This is a genomic window from Pantoea sp. UBA6567 (genome assembly GCF_002434165.1).
In the GTDB taxonomy this organism is placed as follows: domain Bacteria; phylum Pseudomonadota; class Gammaproteobacteria; order Enterobacterales; family Enterobacteriaceae; genus Pantoea; species Pantoea eucrina.
In genome coordinates this window covers 639728-662118 of sequence record NZ_DJJN01000006.1, presented here as the reverse complement: position 1 = coordinate 662118, position 22391 = coordinate 639728, and the positions used below count along the sequence as shown (strand labels likewise).

General features: G+C 63.5%; 14 protein-coding genes. 8 read left to right on the top strand and 6 right to left on the bottom strand.

Features of this window, described 5'->3' with window-relative positions:
* Positions 1 to 31 precede the first annotated feature (31 nt).
* The 4 genes from B4M48_RS09085 to B4M48_RS09070 are packed head-to-tail and all read left to right on the top strand — an operon-like array spanning position 32 to position 7812.
* Positions 32 to 1519 carry a DUF3131 domain-containing protein gene (locus tag B4M48_RS09085; protein WP_224144859.1) on the top strand — a complete coding sequence of 496 codons (1488 nt, stop codon included), beginning with the start codon at positions 32 to 34 and terminating at the stop codon, positions 1517 to 1519.
* Positions 1504 to 2901 carry a DUF3131 domain-containing protein gene (locus B4M48_RS09080; RefSeq protein ID WP_288656454.1) on the top strand — a complete coding sequence of 466 codons (1398 nt, stop codon included), beginning with the start codon at positions 1504 to 1506 and terminating at the stop codon, positions 2899 to 2901. Before B4M48_RS09085 ends, B4M48_RS09080 begins: the two co-directional genes overlap by 16 nt.
* Before the next feature lie 10 nt (positions 2902 to 2911).
* Positions 2912 to 5608, top strand: a complete 2697-nt coding sequence (locus tag B4M48_RS09075; protein ID WP_288656453.1) for a response regulator — start codon at positions 2912 to 2914, stop codon at positions 5606 to 5608.
* Positions 5608 to 7812: a glycoside hydrolase family 2 protein gene (locus B4M48_RS09070; RefSeq protein ID WP_283341255.1), complete on the top strand. Its 2205-nt coding sequence runs from the start codon at positions 5608 to 5610 to the stop codon at positions 7810 to 7812. Before B4M48_RS09075 ends, B4M48_RS09070 begins: the two co-directional genes overlap by 1 nt.
* 33 nt (positions 7813 to 7845) lie before the next feature.
* On the opposite strand, the gene B4M48_RS09065 is transcribed toward B4M48_RS09070, so the two are convergent.
* Complete coding sequence (locus tag B4M48_RS09065) at positions 7846 to 8397, bottom strand: YbhB/YbcL family Raf kinase inhibitor-like protein (RefSeq protein WP_039384342.1); 552 nt, start codon at positions 8395 to 8397, stop codon at positions 7846 to 7848.
* A gap of 106 nt (positions 8398 to 8503) precedes the next feature.
* On the opposite strand from B4M48_RS09065, the gene B4M48_RS09060 reads away from it, so the two are divergent.
* Positions 8504 to 12913: a DEAD/DEAH box helicase gene (locus tag B4M48_RS09060; RefSeq protein ID WP_288656450.1), complete on the top strand. Its 4410-nt coding sequence runs from the start codon at positions 8504 to 8506 to the stop codon at positions 12911 to 12913.
* On the opposite strand, the gene B4M48_RS09055 is transcribed toward B4M48_RS09060, so the two are convergent.
* Positions 12895 to 15006 (bottom strand): FUSC family protein, encoded by a 2112-nt coding sequence (locus B4M48_RS09055; protein ID WP_039384337.1) that lies wholly within the window; start codon positions 15004 to 15006, stop codon positions 12895 to 12897. The genes B4M48_RS09060 and B4M48_RS09055 overlap by 19 nt on opposite strands.
* A 302-nt stretch (positions 15007 to 15308) precedes the next feature.
* On the bottom strand, positions 15309 to 16421 hold the full coding sequence (locus B4M48_RS09050) for a lactonase family protein (protein ID WP_039384335.1): 1113 nt from the start codon (positions 16419 to 16421) through the stop codon (positions 15309 to 15311).
* A gap of 199 nt (positions 16422 to 16620) precedes the next feature.
* On the opposite strand from B4M48_RS09050, the gene B4M48_RS09045 reads away from it, so the two are divergent.
* Both B4M48_RS09045 and B4M48_RS09040 read left to right on the top strand, forming a co-directional pair.
* On the top strand, positions 16621 to 17646 hold the full coding sequence (locus B4M48_RS09045) for an NADP-dependent oxidoreductase (RefSeq protein WP_039384332.1): 1026 nt from the start codon (positions 16621 to 16623) through the stop codon (positions 17644 to 17646).
* A 110-nt stretch (positions 17647 to 17756) separates the two neighbouring features.
* Positions 17757 to 18497: a nitroreductase family protein gene (locus B4M48_RS09040; protein WP_039384330.1), complete on the top strand. Its 741-nt coding sequence runs from the start codon at positions 17757 to 17759 to the stop codon at positions 18495 to 18497.
* A gap of 37 nt (positions 18498 to 18534) precedes the next feature.
* Here the strand turns inward: B4M48_RS09040 and rluF are convergent, their stop codons facing one another.
* Positions 18535 to 19416: a 23S rRNA pseudouridine(2604) synthase RluF gene (gene rluF / locus B4M48_RS09035; RefSeq protein WP_039384328.1), complete on the bottom strand. Its 882-nt coding sequence runs from the start codon at positions 19414 to 19416 to the stop codon at positions 18535 to 18537.
* Positions 19417 to 19580: 164 nt separating this feature from the next.
* On the opposite strand from rluF, the gene B4M48_RS09030 reads away from it, so the two are divergent.
* The gene (locus tag B4M48_RS09030) at positions 19581 to 20303 is read left to right on the top strand and encodes an HPP family protein (RefSeq protein ID WP_039384326.1); all 723 of its coding nucleotides are present in this window, start codon (positions 19581 to 19583) and stop codon (positions 20301 to 20303) included.
* Positions 20304 to 20311: 8 nt separating this feature from the next.
* Here B4M48_RS09030 and B4M48_RS09025 read toward each other — a convergent pair whose 3' ends face one another.
* Together B4M48_RS09025 and B4M48_RS09020 are read right to left on the bottom strand one after the other, a co-directional pair.
* Positions 20312 to 21283, bottom strand: a complete 972-nt coding sequence (locus tag B4M48_RS09025) for a sugar-binding transcriptional regulator (protein ID WP_039384324.1) — start codon at positions 21281 to 21283, stop codon at positions 20312 to 20314.
* Positions 21284 to 21351: 68 nt separating this feature from the next.
* On the bottom strand, positions 21352 to 22125 hold the full coding sequence (locus B4M48_RS09020) for a triose-phosphate isomerase family protein (protein ID WP_039385861.1): 774 nt from the start codon (positions 22123 to 22125) through the stop codon (positions 21352 to 21354).
* Positions 22126 to 22391 lie beyond the last annotated feature (266 nt).

The window sequence follows — 22391 nt, the reverse complement described above, 5'->3', positions numbered from 1 at the left end:
GGCGGGGCTGACGCTGCTGCTGACCCTGTGGATGCTGCCGCTGCAGGCGGCCGTCAGCCTGCCCGCCTCCGACTATAAAAGCCGCCACGGCGAGCTGACCGCGCGGGAGATGCAGGTGGCGCGCAACGCCTGGTCCTATTTTGTCGCCAACTATCAGCCCACTACCGGTCTGGTGAACGCGGTGAATAAATACCCCTCCACCACCATGTGGGACAGCGGCTCTTACCTCGCCGCGCTGACGGCAGCACGCGAGCTGGGGATCATTGATAAAGCGGAGTTTGATCGCCGCTTTCTGCAGTTTATCGCCACGCTGAACAAGCTGGTGCTGTTTCAGAACCAGGTGCCAAACAAAGCCTATAACACCATTACCGGGCAGAAAGTCGATTACCTGAACAAACCGGGCGAGATAGGCTTCTCCGCTATCGATATTGGCCGCATGCTGCTCTGGCTGAAGATTATCAAAGAGCGCTATCCGGAACATGGCAACAGCATTGATAACGTCGTGCTCGGCTGGGACTTTACCCACGTGGTGGATGAGTGCGGCACGCTCTATGGCGCCTATCTCGATAAGCAGAAGCAGCCTCAGTACGTACAGGAGGGCCGGCTTGGCTATGAAGAGTATGCGGCGGCGGGCTATCAGCTGTGGGGATTTACCACCTGTCAGGCGAGCCGGCCTGAGCCTTATGCGCTGGCGGATATCTACTGCGTGCTGGTGCCCTACGACTCGCGCGATCCGCGGCTGACCAATCAGCATAACTACGTGGTCACCGAATCCTATCTGCTGCATGGCCTGGAGATGGGCTGGGACAACAGCGACGATCGTGAAGCGCGCCCCAACAACCACTCTCATCCGTGGATGAAGAACTTCGCCGATCGGGTCTATCAGGCGCAGGAGAACCGCTACATGATCACCGGTACCCTGACGGCGCGCTCCGAACACCAGCTCGATAAATCCCCCTACTTTGTCTATGACACCGTCTTCAGCGACGGCTTCAACTGGAACACCATCACCGATAAAGGCCAGTATGTGCCCAATGTGGCGGCTGTTTCGCTGAAGGCCGCACTCGGCATGTGGGTGCTGTGGAACTCCCCTTATACCGATCGCCTGTTTGACGCGATTGAAAACGCCGATGAGAAAGACAAAGGCTACTACGAAGGGCTCTATGAGAATGGCGACGGCCCGATCAAAGAGTTCACCGCCAACAACAACGGCATCATGCTGGAAGCGCTGCTGTTCAAAAAACAGGGCAAGCTGCTGCGCTTTAACACTAACGATGCGCGCAGCCGCAGCTATGCGCCCTCCCTGTGGGAAAAGCGCCTGGTAGATCTGTTTGAAGAGAACAACACGCGTCGCAACCGGCCTTTCCTGGAGGTGACGCCCGGCATAAAAACCTGGTGCGATCAGAGCGGGACCGCCGTGCGCAGCGCACCGAAGTGCAGCGCCTGCAAATGCGCCCGCTGCGACAGCAGTGCGCCCGTTAAACTTCCGCCGGTAGCGACCTCATGCCTAAAACCCTAGTGCGTATCACCGGTCTGGTCGTGGCTCTGCTGCTGGCGCTCGGGGCCTGGCTGCTGCTGCGTCACGAGGGAGACGGCTGGCGCTGGCTGGTGAACGGCGGCTGGCACACCACCGCCCGCACCGGCGCGCTGACGCCTGAAGAGCAGCGCTGGGCCGCGGTGGCCTGGCGCTACTTTGAGAATAACAGCGAGGCGAACAGCGGTCTGGTTAGCGGCAGCGACCGGCGGCCGGTGGTCAGCCTGTGGCAGATGGGCGATACCCTGATTGCGCTCACGGCTGCGCGCGAACTGCAGCTTATCGACGATCGCCGTTTTGACCACCAGCTCAGTCAGCTGCTCGGCAGCCTCAATCGCCTTCCGCTCACCCAGAGCGGCGTGCCCAATCTGCTTTATAACAGCCGGACGCTGTCGATGGTGGGCTACAGCAATACGCCACAGGTGATCGGCTGGTCCTCACGCGACATGGCGCGTCTGATGATGGCGCTGCAGGTGGTCGCAACGTTTCACCCGCAGTACGGGGAATATCTGCAGCGCATTATCCTGCGCTGGAACTTCTGCCCGGTGGTGGATAAGCAGGGCCAGCTCAGTGCGGGCATGTGGCAGCAGCAGCAGATGCGCATCCAGCCAGAGGGGCGGCTGGGCGACAGCGAATACAGCGCCGCTGGTTTCGGGCTGTGGGGCTTTGCTAACCAGCAGTCGCTGCAGCCTCCGGCGCAGCACGTCATTATCGACGGGCTGGCGCTGGATATCGACAGCCGCGATCCCCGCACCACCTGGACGCCCGCCGCCCTTACCACGCTGCCCTGGGTGCTGAGCGGAATGGAGTATGGCTGGCAGCTGCCGGGCGCCGACCGCGCGCAGATCCGGCAGCAGCGCCAGCGCGCCAGCCTGGTCTATCAGGTGCAGGAGCGTCGCTGGCAGCGTCAGGGCATTTTAACCGCCCGCAGCGATTTCGCCCTGAACGTCGCGCCGTGGCACGTCAACGACACCATTTTCGCTAACGGCTACGCCTGGAACACGCTGACCGATGACAATAAATGGGTGCCGACGCTGGCGCAGGTCTCCACCCGCGCGGTATTTGGCCTCTGGGCGCTCTGGGACACGCCGTTTACCGATGCGCTGATGCGCACCACCCGGCTGCAGTACGATCCGGCGCGCGGCTGGTATGAAGGCCGCACCGAGGCGACCGGGGATTACAACCGCGCTATCACGCTCTCTACCAACGCCACGGTACTGGAAGCGCTGCTTTTCAAAACCCACATGAAGCCGCTGATCGACAGCAGAAATAGCGAGAACCGCCAGTTTTTCCGTCAGCAGCTGGCCGATCCGTTCCGTGTGCCGCAGCGCTGTCTGCCGGTCACCGCCCCGCTGGCCGAAGAATAAGGAGAAACTGATGCCGGAAAGCCTGTTACCCAAAGCGCTCGATTCCCTGCGCGCCGCGGTGCTGATGTATGACGCACAGGAGCGGCTGGTGGCGTATAACCAGCAGGTAGTCTGTTTCTACCCCGGAATGGAGCAGCGGATCCGCGTCGGCATGACGCTGACCGAGCTGGCGCAGGATTTTATCGCTTCCGCCTACATGACAGAGGATGACCGCAGCCGTCAGGCGATGATCGATAACCTGATAAGCCGCTGCCGGCTCGACAATCACAGTGAGATGCGGCGCATCGCTAACCGGCAGGTGTTTGTCCAGCATAACCGCACGCCTGAAGGCGGCATCGTCAGTCTGCATATTGACGTCTCGGGCTATACGCTGATTGACGCATCGCGGCGGCAGCTGCACGCCGACTTTGTGCTGGCGGCAGAATCGACCCAGATTGGCATCTGGGACTGGCAGCAGCAGCACGATCTGCTGCAGGTCAACGATGCGCTGCTCAATATGCTGGGCTATCCGCGTGAAACCTGGCACTACAGCGCCACTTTTCTCGATACGCTGCTGCACCCGGACGATCGCGAGCCGCTGCAGCAGCTGTTTGCCTCCGCCAGCAACAAACAGCTGCCGGTATTTGAACGGGAAATTCGCCTGCTGCACCGCAGCGGCAACTATCGCTGGATGCTGCTCTCCGGTCAGGTAGCCAGCGTCACGGTCAGCGGCGAGACGGAGCGCGTCATTGGCACGCTGCAGGATATTACCAAGCGCAAAGAGGCAGAGCAGCTCTCGCTGCAGGCGATTGCCGCTGCGCACGCGGCCAATGAAGCCAAAAGCGCGTTTCTGGCGAACATGAGCCATGAGATCCGCACGCCGATGAACGGCATTCTGGGGATGACCCAGCTCTGTCTCGACACCCGGCTGACTGCGGAGCAGCGCGAGTACATGACGCTGGTCTATCACTCAGCCCACACCCTGCTGCGCATCATTAACGATATTCTCGACTACTCCAAAATAGAGGCGGGAAAAATTGAGCTGGATGAAGAGCGGTTTGAGATCCGCCCGTTCCTGCACGCCGTGGCGCGGCCGCTGATGCCGGCCGCCAGCGAAAAAGCGCTGGAGCTGCTGATTAACGTCACCCCGGATGTTCCCGCCACCTTTCTCGCTGACACCGTACGCCTGCGCCAGATCCTGACCAATCTCATCAGCAACGCGCTGAAGTTTACCCATCAGGGCGAGGTTGAACTGGCCGTGACGCGCGATGCCACGCACAACCGGCTGCGCTTTCAGGTGCGCGACACCGGCATCGGTATTCCACCGGAGAAGCAGCAGCTTATATTTGAATCGTTCAGCCAGGCAGACACCTCGACCACCCGCAAATATGGCGGCACCGGGCTCGGGCTGACCATCTCTGCCCGGCTGGTGGAGCGGCTGGGCGGTTCGCTGACCGTACAGAGTGAACCGGGGCGCGGCAGCACGTTTACCTTCTCTCTGCCGTTGCCGGCAGAGACAGAGAGCGATCCGGTGCGGCATTCGCCGCGCCTGGCACCGTTACCGGTACTGGTGGTGGATGACAACGCCACTAACCGCCATCTGCTGAGCGACATGCTGCGCAATATGGGTCTGCGGCCCAGCCTCGCCGCCAGCGCCGCCGATGCGCTGGCGCTGCTGCAGGCGCAGCCGGACTTTCCGCTGATCCTGCTGGATGCGCAGATGCCCGATCGGGATGGCCTTGACCTGGCGCGGGAGATCCGGGCAAACCCGCAGCTGGCAACCAGTCAGATTATTATGCTCAGTTCAATGAGCCGGGCGATGGATGCAGAACAGCTGCGGCAGCTCGGCGTGAATAAGTTTCTGGCTAAACCGATCGATCAGCGTGAGCTCTATGACGCGCTGGCGGGTGCCTCCGGGCAGCGCCAGCCCGCCAGCAGTGCGGAAAGTGCGCCGGCCAGCCCCGTGGCCGACCCCGCCACGCAGGCGCTGCGCATTCTGCTTGCCGAGGACAATCTGGTGAATCAAAAGCTTGCCGCCCATTTCCTCACCCGGCTTGGTCATGAGTTCGCCATCGCCGGTAACGGGCTGGAGGCGCTGACGCTGCTGGAGCAGGATGGCTGGGACCTGGTGCTGATGGATCTGCAGATGCCGGAGCTGGATGGTGAAAAAGCGACGCGTCTGATCCGCGAACGTGAAGCCGCCGCATCGCCGCCCCGCCACCAGCGCATCATTGCCATGACGGCGCACGCGATGAAAGGCGACCAGGAGTACTGCCTGCAGAATGGCTTTGATGGCTACGTCGCCAAGCCGGTGAGCCAGGAGATGCTGCATCAGGAGATCAGCCGGGTCATGGCGCTGCCTGACCCGGCGGCAGGCGACACGCCTGCGCCAGCCGGCAACGCCGCCGCGCTGGCGCAGCAGCTTGGGCTGGACGCGACGCTGCTGCACGAACTGCTGCTGCTGTTTGCCGATTCGCTGACGGAGATCGAAACGCAGCTGCTGACCGCGCTGAGTGAAGGCGACTGGACGAGCGCGTCACGCCACTGCCACAAGCTGCGGGGCGAAGCCGCCATATTTGGATTCACAGACTTAACCCATACGCTGCAGGCCGCTGAAACGCAGATCCGCCGGGGTGACGCCATCGATGCCGCCCGGCTGCGCGCAAACCTGATACAAGAGTGTACGCAGGTGCGTCAGCAGCTGCGTGCCCTGCTGGAGGAGAAGTGATGCGTGGTTTACTGCCCCTGTTACTGATAGTCAGCCTGCCCGCTGCCGCGGCCAGTGAGGCGCCGGTCAGCTGGTCGCTGGCCGGCCAATGGCGCGTGCATGACGCAAATATCCCCGGCTTTGAGGGCTGGCGCGAAGCGGACAGCAAATGGCCGACGCTGCGCGTCCCCGCCAACTGGTATAGCGCCGGTCGCGATCATCAGGGCGCGCTCTGGTACCGCCATGAGTTCTCTCTGCCGTCGCTGCAGGCGGACCAGCAAGCAACGCTGGAGTTTGACGGGGTCGATTACCTGGCTGACGTCTGGCTCAACGGCCGGCGGCTGGCGCAGCATGAGGGATATTTCCAGCGCTTTGCTGTCGATCTCACTGACAGCCTGCGCCGCTACAACCGGCTGGCCGTGCGGGTCGACAGCCCGCGCGAGGCGACGCCGGGCACCTGGCCGCTGCACAAGAACCTGATGAAAGGGATCCTGAACCAGCACGATACGCGTCCCGGCGGGGCCTGGAGCGATCGCGGTCAGGAGGCGAACTCCGGCGGCATCTGGGCGCCGGTGCGGCTGCGCATCAGCCGGGGGGCAACGATCGATCGGCTGATCCTGCGTCCCGACTGGTCTCAGGGGCTGGCGCAGCCGCAGCTCTCTGCCGGGCTGCACTACCGCGCCCCGGTCGCGGCTGACGTCACGCTGACCCTGCGCGCCGCACCGGATAACTTTCCCGGCCAGGCGTTTGAGCTGCAGCAGCGCGTGCGGCTGGAGGCGACCGGCGATACGCCCGCGCATCTGCAGGTCACGCTGCCGATGCCGGCGGCGCGGCTGTGGTGGCCTGTGGGCTACGGCAAACCCCATCTTTATCAGGTCAGCGCCACGCTCCGTGACGATCGCGGCGTGATGGATCGGCGCAGCAGCCGCACCGGTCTGCGCAAGGTGGAGGCGCTGGAAAATAATCAGGGCTGGCGCATCAACGATCGGCGGGTCTTTGTTCGCGGCACCAATTACATCGGCTCGCCGTGGCTCAGCACCATGAACAAAGCGCGCTATCTGCGCGATTTTACGCTGGTGGAGAAGATGAACGCTAACGCTATCCGCGTGCATGGTCACGTGGCGGGCCGGGCGCTTTATGAGGCGGCTGATGAACGCGGTCTGCTGATCTGGCAGGATGTGCCGCTGCAGTGGGGGTATAATGACTCTGCCGCCTTTGCGGATAACGCGGTGGCGCAGACCCGCACCATGACCGCACAGTTTGGCAACTCGCCGGCTATCGTAGTCTGGGGCGGCCAGAACGAGCCGCCGTTTAACTCGCCGTGGATGGAGAAGCGCTTTCCCGACTGGCATAAAGATCTTAACCGCACCCTGACCCGGCGTGTGGCAGAGGCGCTGGCGGAAGATCGCAGCCGCATTGTGCATCCTTACTCTGCTGTGGAAGAGCACTACTGGGCAGGCTGGTATTTTGGCACGCTGAATAATCTGCTTGAGACGGCGAAAACGGCCACCGTCACGGAGTTCGGTGCGCAGGCGCTGCCCGATCTGGCCACCCTGAAGAGCATCATTCCGCGCCGCGAATGGTGGCCAGCCTCAACCGAACCCGGCGATCCGCTCTGGACGCGCTGGAAATATCACAATTTCCAGCCGATCCAGACGTTTAAAAACGCGGGCATCAGCCGGGGCAAGAACATCCATGACTTTATCAAAAACACCCAGCGCTATCAGGCGCAGCTGGTCGCCGTGGCTGCCGAGAGCTACCGGCGGCAGCGCTTCCAGCCGGTGACCGCGTTGTTTCAGTTTATGTTTGTGGAAACCTGGCCCTCAATCAACTGGGGCGTGGTGGATTACCTGCGTCAGCCGAAAGCGGGCTATTACGCCCTGCAGCGCGCCTACCAGCCGCTGCTGCCCTCTATCGATCCCCATACCCTGAACTGGCAGGCCGCCAGACCTGGCGCGCTGTCACTCTGGGTGATTAACGATCTGCCGCAGGCGTTTCCGGCGCTTACGCTGCGCTGGCGCGCCACTCAGCAGGGTCATCTGCTCGCGCGCGGTGAACGGCAGGTCGCGGCGGCGGCTGATACCGGCAGTAACGTGCTTGATGTGCCGCTCACCCCCGTCAGCGCTACTCCGCTGCGGGTGCAGACCTGGCTTATCGACGCACAGGGTAAAACGCTGGCAGAAAACCAGCTGGAGCTGGAGGTGGCACCCGCCGACGCCAGATAACTGCCCGCCCGGCACGGCAGCGGGCGTGGCGGTTTACTCATCGTTGGTAAAGCGACCGACGCGGGTGGCGCCGGCGAGCGCGTGACCTTTAAGCTGAGCGATCAGCGCATCATGCGTCAGCCCGGCCGGCAGCCTGTCCGGCGGCAGATCGGTGGCGATAATCACAAAGTTGTAGTGATGCATGCCGCTGCCCGCAGGCGGACAGGGTCCATAGTAGTGCGCCGTGCCTGGGCTGTTGGTGCCGCCGGTATAACCGGTTCCCCTGCTCAGCTCGCCGCGCGCAAACTGCTGCCGCTCCGCCGGAATGTTATAGGCGACCATATGCACCACGCCCAGCCCTTTCGCACCCACCGGATCGGTCATCAGCAGCGCAAAGCTGCGTGTGCCCGGCGGCGCATCGCGCCAGCTGAAGGCGGGTGAGAGGTTCTCGCCGCTGCACGCCGGATTGCCCGGTTTATTGCCGGCAAACGCCTTCTGCAGCATACCGCCATCCTGAAAATCGGGCGACTGCAGGGTAAATACCGGCGCGGCCAGCGCGCTGACCGGCAGCGCCAGCGCCAGTAACGCCATTTTTACGCTGTTCATAACAAGCTCCCGTAATAAATCGCTGAGCATCAAGTATATAACCTGTTCAGCCGCGCGCGGGCGACTACACTGCTAATCGCGCCCTCTTACCCGCAAGGAGTCCGGGATGTCTGTCCCACCGCTGTCGCACTTTCTACCCGCCACGCGCCTGTGGTTTACACAGACGTTCGATCAGGCGACGCCGGTTCAGCAGGCGGCCTGGGAGGCGATCGCCGGCGGCAGCCATACGCTGGTTGTGGCGCCGACCGGCTCCGGCAAAACGCTGGCGGCGTTTCTGCACGCCATCGATGCGCTGTTTCGCGAGCGCAGTCCGGATGCCGCCGTTGCGCACGAAGAAACCACGCGCGTGCTTTATATCTCGCCGGTTAAAGCGCTGGCCGCCGACGTGGCGCGCAACCTGCAGCTGCCGCTGGCGGGCGTCAGCGCATGTCGTCAGCAGCAGGGCGAGCCGGCCATCACGCTCCGTTGCGGGATCCGCAGCGGCGATACCCCGGCGCGCGAGCGGGCAGCGCTGCGCCGCCATCCGCCCGATATCTTAATCACCACGCCGGAGTCGCTCTATCTGCTGCTGACCTCGCAGGCGCGCGATACGCTGCGCGGCGTCACCAGCGTCATCGTTGATGAAATTCATGCGCTGGCGGGCAACAAACGCGGCGCCCATCTGGCCCTGTCGCTGGAGCGGCTCGATGCGCAGCTGGCCCGGCCGGCGCAGCGTATCGGGTTATCCGCAACGGTAAACCCGCCGGAGACCGTGGCGCGCTTTCTGGCCGGTCGCCGCCCGGTCACTCTCGTCAACCCGCCGCTGCCGCGCCCGCTGCAGCTCCGCGTCACGGTCCCGGTGCCGGATCTCACGGCTCCCCCGCCGCTGCCGGGGAGCGAAAGCGAAGCCGGCGCGCTCTGGCCGCATCTGGAAGCGGGAATACTGGCCGCGGTGCTGCGCCATCACACCACGCTGGTGTTTACCAATTCGCGCGCGCTGGCAGAGAAGCTGACGGCGCGCCTTAACGCCCGCTGGCAGCAGCAGCAGCGCGATGACGCTGCAGAGATTGCACGTGCGCACCACGGCTCCGTTGCCCGGGAGCAGCGCCTGCTGATCGAGAGCGCGCTGAAGAGCGGTGCGCTGCGCTGCGTGGTGGCCACCTCCAGCCTGGAACTGGGGATCGATATGGGCAGCGTCGGACAGGTGATTCAGGTCGGTACGCCGCCGTCGGTCGCCAGCGCCCTGCAGCGCACCGGACGCGCCGGACACCGGCCGGGCAGCACGCCGCAGGGGGAATTCTGGCCCCGATCGCGCAGCGATCTGCTGCAGACGGCGGTGATCGTCACGGCGATGCTGGCGGGCGAAACGGAGCCGCTGACCGTGCCGGAAAACCCGCTGGATATTCTTGCCCAGCAGACCATCGCTGCCGCCGCCATAGCGCCGCTGGAGGCTGGCCGCTGGTTTAAGCAAGTCACGCGCAGCGCGCCTTTTCTGACGCTGTCGCGGCACGATTACGATGCGGTGCTGGCGATGCTGACGGGACGCGACGACACTGACGCTTTCGCCCTGCTGCGCCCGCGGCTGATCCACGATCCGCAGACGGATCGCATCACGGCCCGGCCCGGCGCAAAGCTGCTGGCGATTATGCACGCCGGCGCCATTCCCGATCGCGGCAGCGTCAGCGTGATGCTGCCGGAGGGTGAGGCGCAGGCCGGTACCCGCCGCGTGGGCGAGCTGGATGAGGAGATGGTTTACGGCTCGCGCGTCAATGACATCGTGACGCTGGGAGCCACAACCTGGCGTATTCAGCAGATTATGCGCGACCGGGTGATTGTCACACCGGCACCGGGACGCACCGCACGGCTGCCGTTCTGGCAGGCGGATGCGCCCGGACGCGCCGCATCGCTCGGCGCGGCGCGCGGCCGCTATCTGCGTCAGGCCGCAAACGGCACGGCAGAAGACCCGGCGCTGGACGCGCACGCCCGGCGTAATCTGCAGACGCTGCTGCGTGAGCAACGGATGGCGACCGGACAGCTGCCGGACGATCGCACGCTGCTGATTGAGCGCTGTGCGGACGACAGCGGCGACTGGCGCATTATTCTGCACTCGCCGTGGGGCAGACGCGTACACGCGCCCTGGGCGCTGGCGCTGGCCGATCGGCTCGCGGAACAGCACGGCATAACGGCTGACGTGGTCGCCAGCGACGACGGCATTGTGACGCGTCTGCCGCCGCATGCCACATTTTCACTTTCCGACTGGCTGCAGTTTACGCCGGATGAGTTACAGCAGCGGGTCAGCCGCGCCGTCAGCGGATCGCCGCTGTTTGCCGCCCGCTTTCGCGAATGCGCCGCCCGCGCCCTGCTGCTGCCGGGTCAGCGTGCCGGGCAGCGCACCCCGCTCTGGCAGCAGCGGCTGCGCGCCGCAGAGCTGTTTGACGCCGTGCGGCCGTTCCCGGATTTTCCGCTGCTGCGGGAAACCGCGCGTGAATGCCTGCAGGATGTCTATGATCTGCCCGCGCTGCAGCAGCTGATGGCGCAGATCCGCGCCGGAGAGGTGCAGCTGCGCGAGATGACAACTGACGCGCCCTCGCCCTTCGCTGCCGCGCTGCTGACCAGCCATCTGGCTGACGCCGACCGCCGGGCGGTGCCGCAGGCTGAGCAGCTGGCCGCACTGCTGGCGCTGGATACGTCACTGCTCAGCGAGCTGATCGGGGCGCTGCCGCCAGAGCAGCTGCTGGACGCAAACGTCATTGCGCAGACGGAAGCGCTGCTGCAGCGCCTGACGCCAGCACGCCAGGCTACCGGCGAGGAAACGATGGTGGATCTGCTGCGCGAACTGGGGCCACTCAGCGCCGGAGAGATAGCCCGGCGCTACCGGGGCGCGTCGCCGCTGGCTGACGTACTGGAGACCCTGCAGCAGGCGGGCCGGATCCTGCTGGTTACGTCTGGTGCGCAGGCCTGTTTTGCGGTCGCAGAAGATGCCGCCCGCCTGCAGGCGCTCTCCGGTGGCGGCAGCGCAGTGCCGGAGAGCGCGGTTCGCCCGCTGCAGGGGCTGGTCAGCCGCTATCTGCAGACACACACGCTGGTAAGAGCCAGCCAGGTCGCCCGGCATTTTGGCCTCGACGCCGGCACGGCAGAGAGGCTGCTGGCGGAGACGCCGGGTGTCGTCAGAAGCGAACCCGCCTCCGGCGGGGTGCAGTGGATCGCCGCGCCGGTATTCCGGCGTCTGCGGCTGGCATCGCTGCAGGCGGCGCGTGAGGCGACCCAACCCGCTGCGCCGGCGGCATGGGTGCAGGCGCTGACGGAGCGCCACGCGCTTACCGCCCCGCTCAGCGGTACAGAGGGTCTGCGCCGGGTGATCGCGCAGCTGGCCGGCGTGGCCCTGCCTGCCGGGCTTTGGGAGAGCCAGATTTTTCCGGCGCGTATCGCTGATTACCAGCCCGCGCTGCTGGATGAACTGCTGGCGAGCGGCGAGGTGCTCTGGCGCGGCAGCCGCGCAGCCGGCACGCGACAGGAGCGGGTGGAACTCTGCCCGGCTAACGCCGCTGCCGCAATCATGACGCCACCGGCGGAGACGCAAACCGTGACGATGTCACCTCTGCAGCAGCGGATCGTGGCGCACCTGCAGCAGCACGGCAGCGCAACCTTCCGGCAGCTGCAGCTCGCCACCGAGAGCGACGCCGGTGATGGTGCGTCACCGGAAACCGACGCGGCGCTGTGGGATCTGGTGTGGCGTGGCTGGATCACGTCGCAGAGCTGGCAGCCGCTGCGGATGCCGCCGCTGCGCAGCAAACCGCGTCCGGCACGCCGTCGCCGCATGGCCGGACGCCATTTTGGCGCGGCACCCGGCGGCGCCGGGCGTCCGGCCCTGGCCGCCACCGTGACGCTGCCCGGCAGCTGGACGCTGCTGAATATCAGACCGGCGTCCGATACGGTGCGGGCGCTGGCGCTGGCCCGCGCCCTGCTGGACCGCAGCGGCGTGGCAACGCACGGCGCCGCCCGCAGCAGCGCGATCCCCGGTGGTTTTCCGGCGCTGCAGCCGGTGCTGCGCGCGATGGAGGATGCCGGACACCTGCTGCGCGGGCGCTTTGTCAGCGGCATGGGGGCCGCGCAGTTCGCTGAGCCGGCGCTGATTGAGCGTATCCGTCAGCTGCAGCGCGCGCCGTCCGCTGCGACGCTGGCGCTGGCTACGCTGGATCCGGCTAATCCGTTTGGCACCCTGCTGCCGTGGCCGCTGACCCTCTCCGGGACGAAACCGCTGCGGCGCAGCGGCAGCTGGGTGGTGCTGTTTCAGGGAGAGCCGCTGCTCTGGCTGCCGCCCGGCGGTAAACAGCTGCATACGTTTATGGCCGGTATATCGCCGGAGATCCTGCAGCAGGCGCTTGGCGCGCTAGCCGCGGCCCTCCGGCGCGAGCCGCGCCTGCGCTTTACGCTGGAGCAGATTGATGGTTCTCCGGCCAGCCAGTCGCCGCTGACGGCGCTGCTGAAACCGGCAGGCTTTGCGCGCGTACCGGGCGGCTACAGCTGGGATGGCTGAGCGCGCAGGCGCAGAGCGTGCTGCTGCAGGGCGGCGCGCTGGCCGGCGGTCGCCTCCGGCCACGCCAGCTGCGGAAACAGATAGAGCCGGACGCTGAACAAATGAAACAGCGGCGTAAACAGGCGTTCATCGTCCAGCGCCAGCGCTTCCAGCTGCAGCAGCAGCAGATCCAGCGTCTGCTGCAGTTCAGCGTGCGGGGCGCTCTGCAGCGACTTCAGCCGCTGCTTCAGAAAGCGTCCCAGCTCATAGAAAAACGCCCCGCTGTCGAGCAGGTAATTACCCAGCAGCACCCGATGCCGCGCATAGTAGTCGAAGCTGTTGACGCCCAGCCACACCTCATTAAGCAGCATACCGGCGCTGCTCATATCTGACTGCGGATCGAGACGCAGACGCGGCAGCACCATGTTGACCTTATCCAGCATCAGGCTGATAAAGCGCTGCCGGGCCGGCAGGGATGAGCCGTTGCGCTCAATCTCCTTAATAAAGCGCAGCAGCTCGCGCAGTCCGCGCCGCACCGCGCGCCGCGCACTCCACGACGGCCGCTTGTTGCGCATAATGGCCGTGGCGATCGCGGCAAACAGGACACCGGTCACCGAGGCGATGGCGTTATTCACCAGCAGCACCAGATCCGGCTTCAGATGGTGACCAAAACCGATCAGTCCCGGGATCTGAATCGCCACGCTCAGGCCAATCAGGTTGGTTGCCGGGCGGGCGATCGTCAGCGCCAGCATAATAAGCCCCGGCGCCATGCAGATTATCAGCGCCTCAAACGAGGTCGCCTGCGGCAGCAGCAGCGCGACATACACCAGGCTGATGCCAATGGCGATCAGCACGCCGCGCACGAACAGCTTCATCGAGGTGAGCGGCGTATCGAGGCTGGCGAAAAAAGAGCTCAGGATCGCCGCCATAACCGGGGCAGACGCACCGTCGCGCCACCCGCTTCCCATCCACAGCAGGCAGCTGCCAAAGGTGGCGCAGAAAGCGGTCAGCGCCGAAAGACGGATAAGCCCGCGATCAAAGAAGCGGTGGGTGCGTCTGCCGCGCGCCAGTGCGGTGTCACCCGACAAATCGCTCACCATGCCACTGACGCTCTGATACGCCCCGGCGATGCGCACAAAGTCGATCATGCGCTCCAGCAGACCGCTCAGCAGCAGGCAGTGTTCCACCGGCAGCTCGCCGGCGCGCCACGCCGCGTTGATCTGCGCCTGCCGGTGGGTCAGCTCCAGCTGAATGCCGATCACATCGCCCGGCGCCTCTCCGTCGCTGAGCCACTGCAGGAACTGCTGAAATCCCTGCGCCACATAGTCAGGCAGCAGGATATTGCGTGCGGCCAGGCGCTGCAGGCGCAGCTCGATGGCGGTCAGCGTCGGGATAAGATAGGAGAGATGCTGATACTGCGCGCTGACTAAGCGGATCAGCCGCCGGGCAGCGTCACCCTCATAGACGCAGTGGGTGATCAGAATTTCCACCTGCTGCGGTGCGGTAGCCATCTGCGTCAGGATCGCTTCCCGCTCGGGCGAGACGGCGCTAACCGGCCCGGAGAGCAGATCGTGACAGAGCCGGCGGCCGGTGAGATACCACTGCGTCACGCTCTGCTCCAGCAGGCTGCGCATGGAGACCGGAAACAGCAGGCCGTGTATCAGGCTGCTGCAGACAATGCCTAAGGTGATCTCTTCAATACGCGACAGCACCGTACTGGTAATGCCCCACGGCGTGTAAACTTCCGGAAACCCCATAATCGCCGCGCTGTAGCCCGCCAGCATAAACACATAGCTTTTGGGCGTCCGATCATGCAGTGAGAGCCAGAGACAGCCGCTGACCCAGAGTGAAATCACCAGGCTGAACAGCAGCGGATGCGCCACCGTCAGCGGAAAAATCAGAAAGATAAACAGGCCGCCCAGCAGCGTGCCGAGCAGACGAAACAGCGATTTAGAGATGGTCGAGGCGGAGTAGAGCTGCGAAGCGACAAACACCGTCGTCAGCGCCCAGGCGGGGCGATCCAGGTTAATCTCCAGCGCCAGCCAGAGCGCCAGAAACGCAGCGAGCGTGGTTTTTAAGGCAAAGAACAGAGCGGGTCGGGTAAGCCACGGCATGTCACAGGGACCAGAAGGCACTAAGTGCGGCGTATCCTGCCAGATTGCTGCCTGCGCTCACGCAGATAACTACGACAAATTGTTTCGTCATCAAAATTTATGCTGGATGATACGCCCCGCGTGTGCGGTTATCCGTTAACGCCGCTTATCGAAGCTGCCGGTGCCGCAGCGGCCAGCGTAGTGGCTGCACGGCACCGGAGGGAATCGTCCGGTTAACAGATAAAATGTGTCGGCGATCACATTTCTCAGCTGTGCGGCGGCTCCATAAAATTATTTTGTGCAGACCGCCGCCTGCACAGCCGTCAGTAGTGCACGATCGTCACCCAGTTGGCATCGCTGCCCACCGGCGCTTCACCGGTGCGCGTCAGCGCCCCGCTTTGCGGATCGATGCGGTAACTGCCAATCACCGCGCTCTTCTCGCCGCTGACCACCAGCCCGCGTCCGTCCGGGGTAATGGCAAACCCGCGCGGCTGCTTCTCCACCGGCCAGCTGCCCGCTAACGTCAGCGCCCCGCTCTCTGCATCTACCCGGTAGCCGCTCAGCGTACTGCTGGTGCGCTCGCTGACGTAGAGAAAGCGCCCGTCCGGCGTGAGATGAATATCGGCGGCCCAGATACGCGGCGTGGGATCGCTGTATCCCGGCGGCCGTTCGCGCCCCTCTGCCAGATGATAAGAGGCGGCAACGGCGCTGGGGAATTCAGCAACTTTTACCAGCGCCCCGTTCGCCTCACGCCGGAACTGCGTGATCACCCCGCCCATTTCGCCAATGTTATACAGAAAGCGCCCGTCTGCGGACATTACCGAGTGGCGCGGGCCGTTGTTTTTAGCCGTAGCGACATACCCGCCGCCGAGCGCGGCCAGCGTGCCGCTGTCGCTCAGCGTCAGCTGCAGCACGCGGTCGGTGCCGAGGTTGCCGACATACACCGTTTTGCCGGCTGGATCCGCAATGGCCGAGTGAGCGGCAGGCCCGGTGGCGTACCGGCTCACCGGCGGTGCGCTGAGTGTCGCTTCCGGCGTCAGCCGGTATACATCAACGACGTTACCATCATACGAGGCCGCCAGCAGAAAACGCCCCTGCGGCTCAGCGACGATCCAGGGATAACTGGCGGCGGCGGGCACCTGCTGCTTCTGCGTCAGGTCGCCGCTGCGGCGATCAATCACCCAGCTTGCCAGCTGCAGCGGCTTGCTGCGGATCGCCGCATAAAGATGGGTTTTATCGGTGCTGAGCGCCAGCGGCATCACCTTGCCGTCCGCCGGAGTATGGCCCAGCAGGTGCAGAGCGCCGTGCTGATCCAGACTGTAGCGCGCAATCGTGCCGTCGCCGGCTTCTGAAACATAGACGTAAGTCTGCGCCAGCAGCGGCGTACTGCCTGCCAGCGGCGCCAGCAGCAGCGCGGCGCGTAACGGTTTTATCATAACAATCTCCGGGTCAGGAAATGGCACATGCGAAGCAGCACGGTCCGGGGGGATCTGGCAATCGGTCGCTCTTATATAACACCCTTCCGCGAATGAGTGACAAACTATTGCGGCAGACCGGCCGCGCAATATCCGCTAACGGCAGTGCGCTTATCCTCAGCTACACTTGCCTCACCCGTTTGTCATAAGAGAGGTAACTATGTCGCAACACGCTGTATCAAACCAGGCCTGGCTGCTGGCTTCCCGTCCCGAGGGCGAACCGGTAAAAGAGAACTTCCGGCTGGTGGAACAACCGGTGCCGGAGATCAAAGAGGGTGAGATGCTGCTGCGCACGGTGTGGCTGTCGCTGGATCCCTATATGCGTGGCCGCATGGATGACGGTAAATCCTATGCGCCGCCGGCGGAACTCGACCAGCCGATGGTTGGCGGCACGGTGTGTCAGGTTGAGTCATCAAAGCACAGCGATTTTAAAGCGGGCGACTGGGTGCTGGCCCAGAGCGGCTGGCAGACCTATGCGGTTTCTGATGGCGAAGGCGTGGCAAAGCTCGGCGAGCTGGCTCACCCCTCCTGGGCGCTCGGCATTCTCGGCATGCCCGGTTTCACCGCCTATATGGGGCTGATGGACATTGGTCAGCCTAAAAAGGGCGAAACGCTGGTAGTGGCGGCGGCGACCGGTCCGGTCGGCGCGACCGTGGGCCAGCTGGGCAAGCTTAACGGCTGCCGCGTGGTGGGCGTCGCCGGGGGTGAAGAGAAGTGCCGCTATGCGATTGAAAAGCTCGGCTTCTCCGCCTGTATCAATCACCACAGTGATGACTTTGCCGACCAGCTGGCTGCGGCCTGCCCGGACGGTATCGATATCTATTACGAGAACGTCGGCGGTAAAGTGTTTGACGCGGTATTCCCGCTGCTGAACACCGCTGCCCGCGTTCCGGTCTGCGGCCTCGTCTCGGGCTACAGCAGCCGCGACCTGCCGTCGGGACCTGACCGCACGCCGCTGATCATGGCGGGGATCCTGAAACGCCGTATCCGCATGCAGGGCTTTATCATCTTCCAGGACTACGGCGACCGCTATCCTGAGTTTCTGAAAGCGATGACGCCGCTGGTTGAGCAGGAGAAGGTGCACTATCGCGAGCATGTGATTGAGGGGCTGGAGAATGCACCGCAGGCGTTCTTCGATATGCTCAATGGCAAAAACTTCGGTAAAACCGTGGTGAAAGTCAGCTGATACCTCCCGCCCGGGTGCCGCCACGGCACCCGGTTTTACCTCACGGCAATAACGGTAAAACGCACCGCTACCCGGCCTGCTACGCTCTCTCCCCCACAACAGGAGGCAGCATGAGTTCCATTATCGATCTTTTCGCTCAGCATAAGAGTGAGCGCAGCTATACCGATCAGCCCGTAGAGGATGCGGTACTTGAGCGAATTATTTCAGCGGCGTACTACGCGCCTACCTCGGTCAACTCCCAGCAGGTATCCGTCGTCGTCACCCGCGACGCCGCGCAGCGCCAGCAGATTGCCGCCATTGCCGGCGGGCAGCCGTGGATCGCGAAAGCGCCCGTGTTTCTGACCTTTGTCCTGGATATGCATAAGTCGCGCCTGGCGATAGAAGCCAGCGGCCGTGAGCAGATTGCGCAGCAGAGTATTGAAAGCGTGGTCTCCGGCGCCACCGATGTGGGCATTGCGCTGGGATCGGTCATGGCCGCCGCGCGGGCTGAGGGGCTGGGTATTGTGCCGATTGGCGGCATCCGCCGCGATCCGGAAGCGATGATCGCGCTGCTGGATCTGCCCGACTATACCTTCCCGGTTGCCGGGGTGGTCATCGGCCACGTCGACCAGCCTGCGCACCAGAAGCCGCGTCTGCCGCTGCCGACTTTCCGCCACGAAGAGCGTTATCAGCAGGCGGATCTGCCGCAGCATATCGCTGATTACAACGCGCAGCTGGTGCAGCACTGGCAAACTACCGGCCGCAGCGATGGCGAGAGCTGGAGCGACAGCGTCAGCGGCTACTACCAGCACATTTACTTCCCGCACGTGCTGGTGGCGCTCCATAAACAGGGGTTTGGCACCGATAAATAATCCGATCCGCCCGCAGGCCGGGCGGATAATCCGGGGCTTAACGCCCCTTTTTTTTGCGGCCGGGCTGGGTAAAGCGTTTGCGGTTCGCGCCCTGGCCCCCCGCTTTATCGCCCTGCTTTGCAGCCGCAGCGGGCGCTTTTTTCGCCGGTGACGCCGTTTTTTTCTTCGCCTGCGCCTGCCGGGTTTTAGTATCTTCTGATGACGAATCCTCAATCAGCTTAAACAGATCGATCAGTTCATCATCGGTCAGATCGCGCCACTCGCCGAGCGGAATCCCCTTCAGGCTGACGTTCATGATGCGCGTACGCTCAAGCTTCGTCACCTCATAGCCAAAGTGTTTGGTCATGCGGCGGATCTGGCGATTGAGCCCCTGCACCAGAATAATGCGGAACACAAACGTCGACTCTTTTTTAACTTTGCACTTTTTTGTTACCGTGCCCAGCATCGGCACGCCACCCGCCATGCCCGCGATAAATTCATCAGTGATCGGTTTATCAACCGTCACCACATACTCTTTTTCGTGGTTATTACCGGCGCGCAGAATTTTGTTAACCAGATCGCCGTGGTTGGTGAGGAAAATTAACCCCTGCGAATCTTTATCCAGCCGGCCGATAGGAAACACGCGCTTGCTGTGGTTCACAAAGTCGCCGATATTGTCGCGCTCACCCTCTTCCATGGTGGTAACAATGCCGGTGGGTTTGTTAAGCGCAATCAGCACCAGATCGTCGGCGTCACGCGGCTCAATCAGCTGGCCATTCACCCTGACCTCATCTCCGGCGTACACCTGAGCACCGACGGCGGCGCGTTTACCGTTAATAAATACGTTGCCCTGTTCGATATAGCGATCGGCATCGCGGCGCGAGCAGATTCCGCTCTCGCTGATGTATTTGTTCAGGCGGGTAGATAAGTCAGGCAGCATGGTTCCTCCGAAAAAAAACGGACTATACCTCAACTGCCGCCGTTGCGTAAGGCTGTCGCACCTTCCGCGTACGCGCATAAATCCCTGCAGACTGCAGGGTTGTTTAGCGTCAGACGCCAGGCGACAATCCCCGGCCACTGTTTCTGGCTTCTCACGGATTTTCTATGACACAACCGCAACCGGCGAGCCGACTGGCCTCGCTGCGCCTGTTTCTGGCCCGCTTCTGGCCACATCCCCTGCCCGTGGCGCGCAGACAGCGCCTGCTGGCCAGCCTCGGAGCCGGGCTGGGCCTTATGCTGACGAGTCTCATCAGCCACTGGATGCTGGGTGCGGTAAACCTGTGGTTTGTCGCGCCAATGGGAGCGTCTGCGGTGCTGCTGTTTGGCCTGCCCAATAGCCCGCTGGCGCAGCCGTGGTCGATTATTGGCGGTAACCTCGTTGCCGGCGTTATTGGCGTGACCACGGCACTGCTGATCCCGCAGCCGGCACTGGCGTGCGGAGTAGCCGCCTGTCTCGCTATTGCGGTGATGTTTCAGCTGCGCTGTCTGCACCCGCCCAGCGGCGCGGTGGCGCTGACGGCGATTCTCGGCGGCGGCAGCGTGGCGCAGCTCGGCTACCACTTTGTGCTGACGCCGGTGATGCTTAACTCTGTCTGCCTCGCGCTGCTGGCGATCGTATTTAATAACCTCGCCGGACGCCGCTATCCTCATCCGCTGGCGGCCGCCGAGGCGAAACCGCAGCCGGTGGCGATGCCGGTTCCGCTCACGCGCGACGACCTGCATCAGGCGCTGGAGAGCGGGCCCCTGCTGGATATTGATGAGGACGATCTGCAGCTGCTGCTGCAGCGCGCCGAAGAGATTGCAATCCGGCGCGTTCAGATACGCTAAAGCGCGCTTTAGCGCGCCTGTACCAGGCTCAGCACCGTGCGGATATTCTGCGCCGAGGTCGCGATGATATCGATGGCCCCGGTGCGCAGCGCCCCGAGTATCGCCATCGCCTTGGTATTCTCTGCGGCTATCGCGATCACGCACGGGATCCGGCGCAGCTCATCAATGCTCAGCCCGATCACGCGCTCATTCATGACCGTCTCCACCGCTTCACCGCGGGCGTTGAAAAAGTCATAGCCGGCAATATCACCGGTCACACCCTGATTAACGCTGGCGTCGATAATTTCACGCGGGGTAAACCAGCCCAGCTTCACCATGTAGCTGTTCTCATTCATATCCCCGATCCCCACCAGCGCCACATCCGCTTTACGCGCGCGATCCAGCGTCTCTTTTACCGTACCGTTCTGCATAAAGCTGTCGCGCAGCGCGCGGTTCTCCACGTAGGCGGGGGCATAGAGCGTTTCGCTGCTGCCGCCAAACTTCTTTGCCAGCCGGCGGCTGATGTGATCGGCGTTGATGGCGTCGCCCGGGCGGTGCGTGCCGCCAATACCGCTGATAAACAGGCAGTTGCGGTCGGGCACCTGACCCGGATGATCGGCCACCGCCGCCACGTTACGCCCCTGACCGACAGCGACGATAGCGTTATCTTTCAGCGTCTGCGCCAGATGGGCAGACACCAGCGCGGCTACCTGACGGCGCTGCTCGTCGCTGTCGGCGGAATCCAGCGCAATCAGCGCCCGCTGCAGGCGCGGAAAAGAGCGCTGCAGCTGCTGCTCCAGCCGTGTACTGAAAACCGGATGGTAGCGCACGCTGATTTCCACAATGCCCTCTTCGCGCGCGCGTTTAAGCAGTCGCCCGACCTTGATGCGCGAGATACCAAATTTACGCGCGATCTCCTCCTGCGTGATGGCATCCTGATAGTAGGCGACGGCAATCTCGGTCAGCAGCTCAGCATCCTGACCCGGCGTGGTATTCTCCATCTCTTCTCTGTCCTGTGTAACGCGGTCGTAAGCAGCCGTAAGTTATAGCACTCATCGCGGCCGCCCCGCTATGCTCTGCCACCGGCGAGCGCGCTGGCCTCTTCAATAATCTGCGCCAGCGCCTGCGGGTCGTGAGCAAAGCGGCCAAGAAACAGGCCATCCACATCACTGCCCAGCCGCTGGATCAGACCCGGTCCGGCGCTGCCGCCGTATATCACCTTCAGCGTAATACCGGCGGGCAGCGGCAGCGTCCGCAGCCCGGCGCAGACGGTACGAATATAGCTGTCGGGGGCCGGCTGCGGCGCGCCAATGGCCCACTGGGGTTCATAGGCAAACAGAATCTCGCCCCGCAGGCGATGCGCCGCCGCCTGCGCCAGCGCATCGTTAAGCTCTGCGGCACAGAGCGCAATCGCCTCCGCGGGCGTGCCCTGCTCCGACTCGCCAATACAGAGCACCGGCGTCAGCCCGTGCTGTAGCGATATCGCCACTTTGGCGGCAATCTGCGCCGCATCCTCGCGGAAGTGTCGCCGCCGCTCCGCATGACCGATTTCAGCCAGCGAACAGCCCAGCTCCTGCAGCATGCTGGCGCTGACTTCACCGGTCCAGGCGCCATTTTCCGCCTGGCAAACATCCTGTCCGCCAATGCGTACCGGCGTGCCCGCGAAGATCTCCGCTACGGCAGGGATCGCCGGATAGGCGGGCAGGATAAACAGGCCGACCCTGCCGCTTCTGATCGCCGGGTGATCGGCCAGGCTGGCGACCTCGCGGCACCACGCCAGCGTTTGCTGATAGCCAAAGTACATTTTGAGACTGACACCAAGTAAGCGTTGTGGCTGAGACATCATGCAGCTCCCGGTTATAGCGCGCCCTGACCCTGATGGTCATTTGTTCATATGAACAGTAAATGAATTAATGAACCTGTTTCAATGCGCGTTTAGAGGATCTGTGACCTGGCGCAAGGCCCTGTCGCGCCTTAAAACCTGCCACCTGACTCATCTATCGCGATCGCGCTCACAAAACCACCATATTACAAATGAACATGCATTGAACAAATGTTTAACCCTGTGGCACGCTGTGATCCACGCCTGGATGCAGGCCCTTTTTCTTT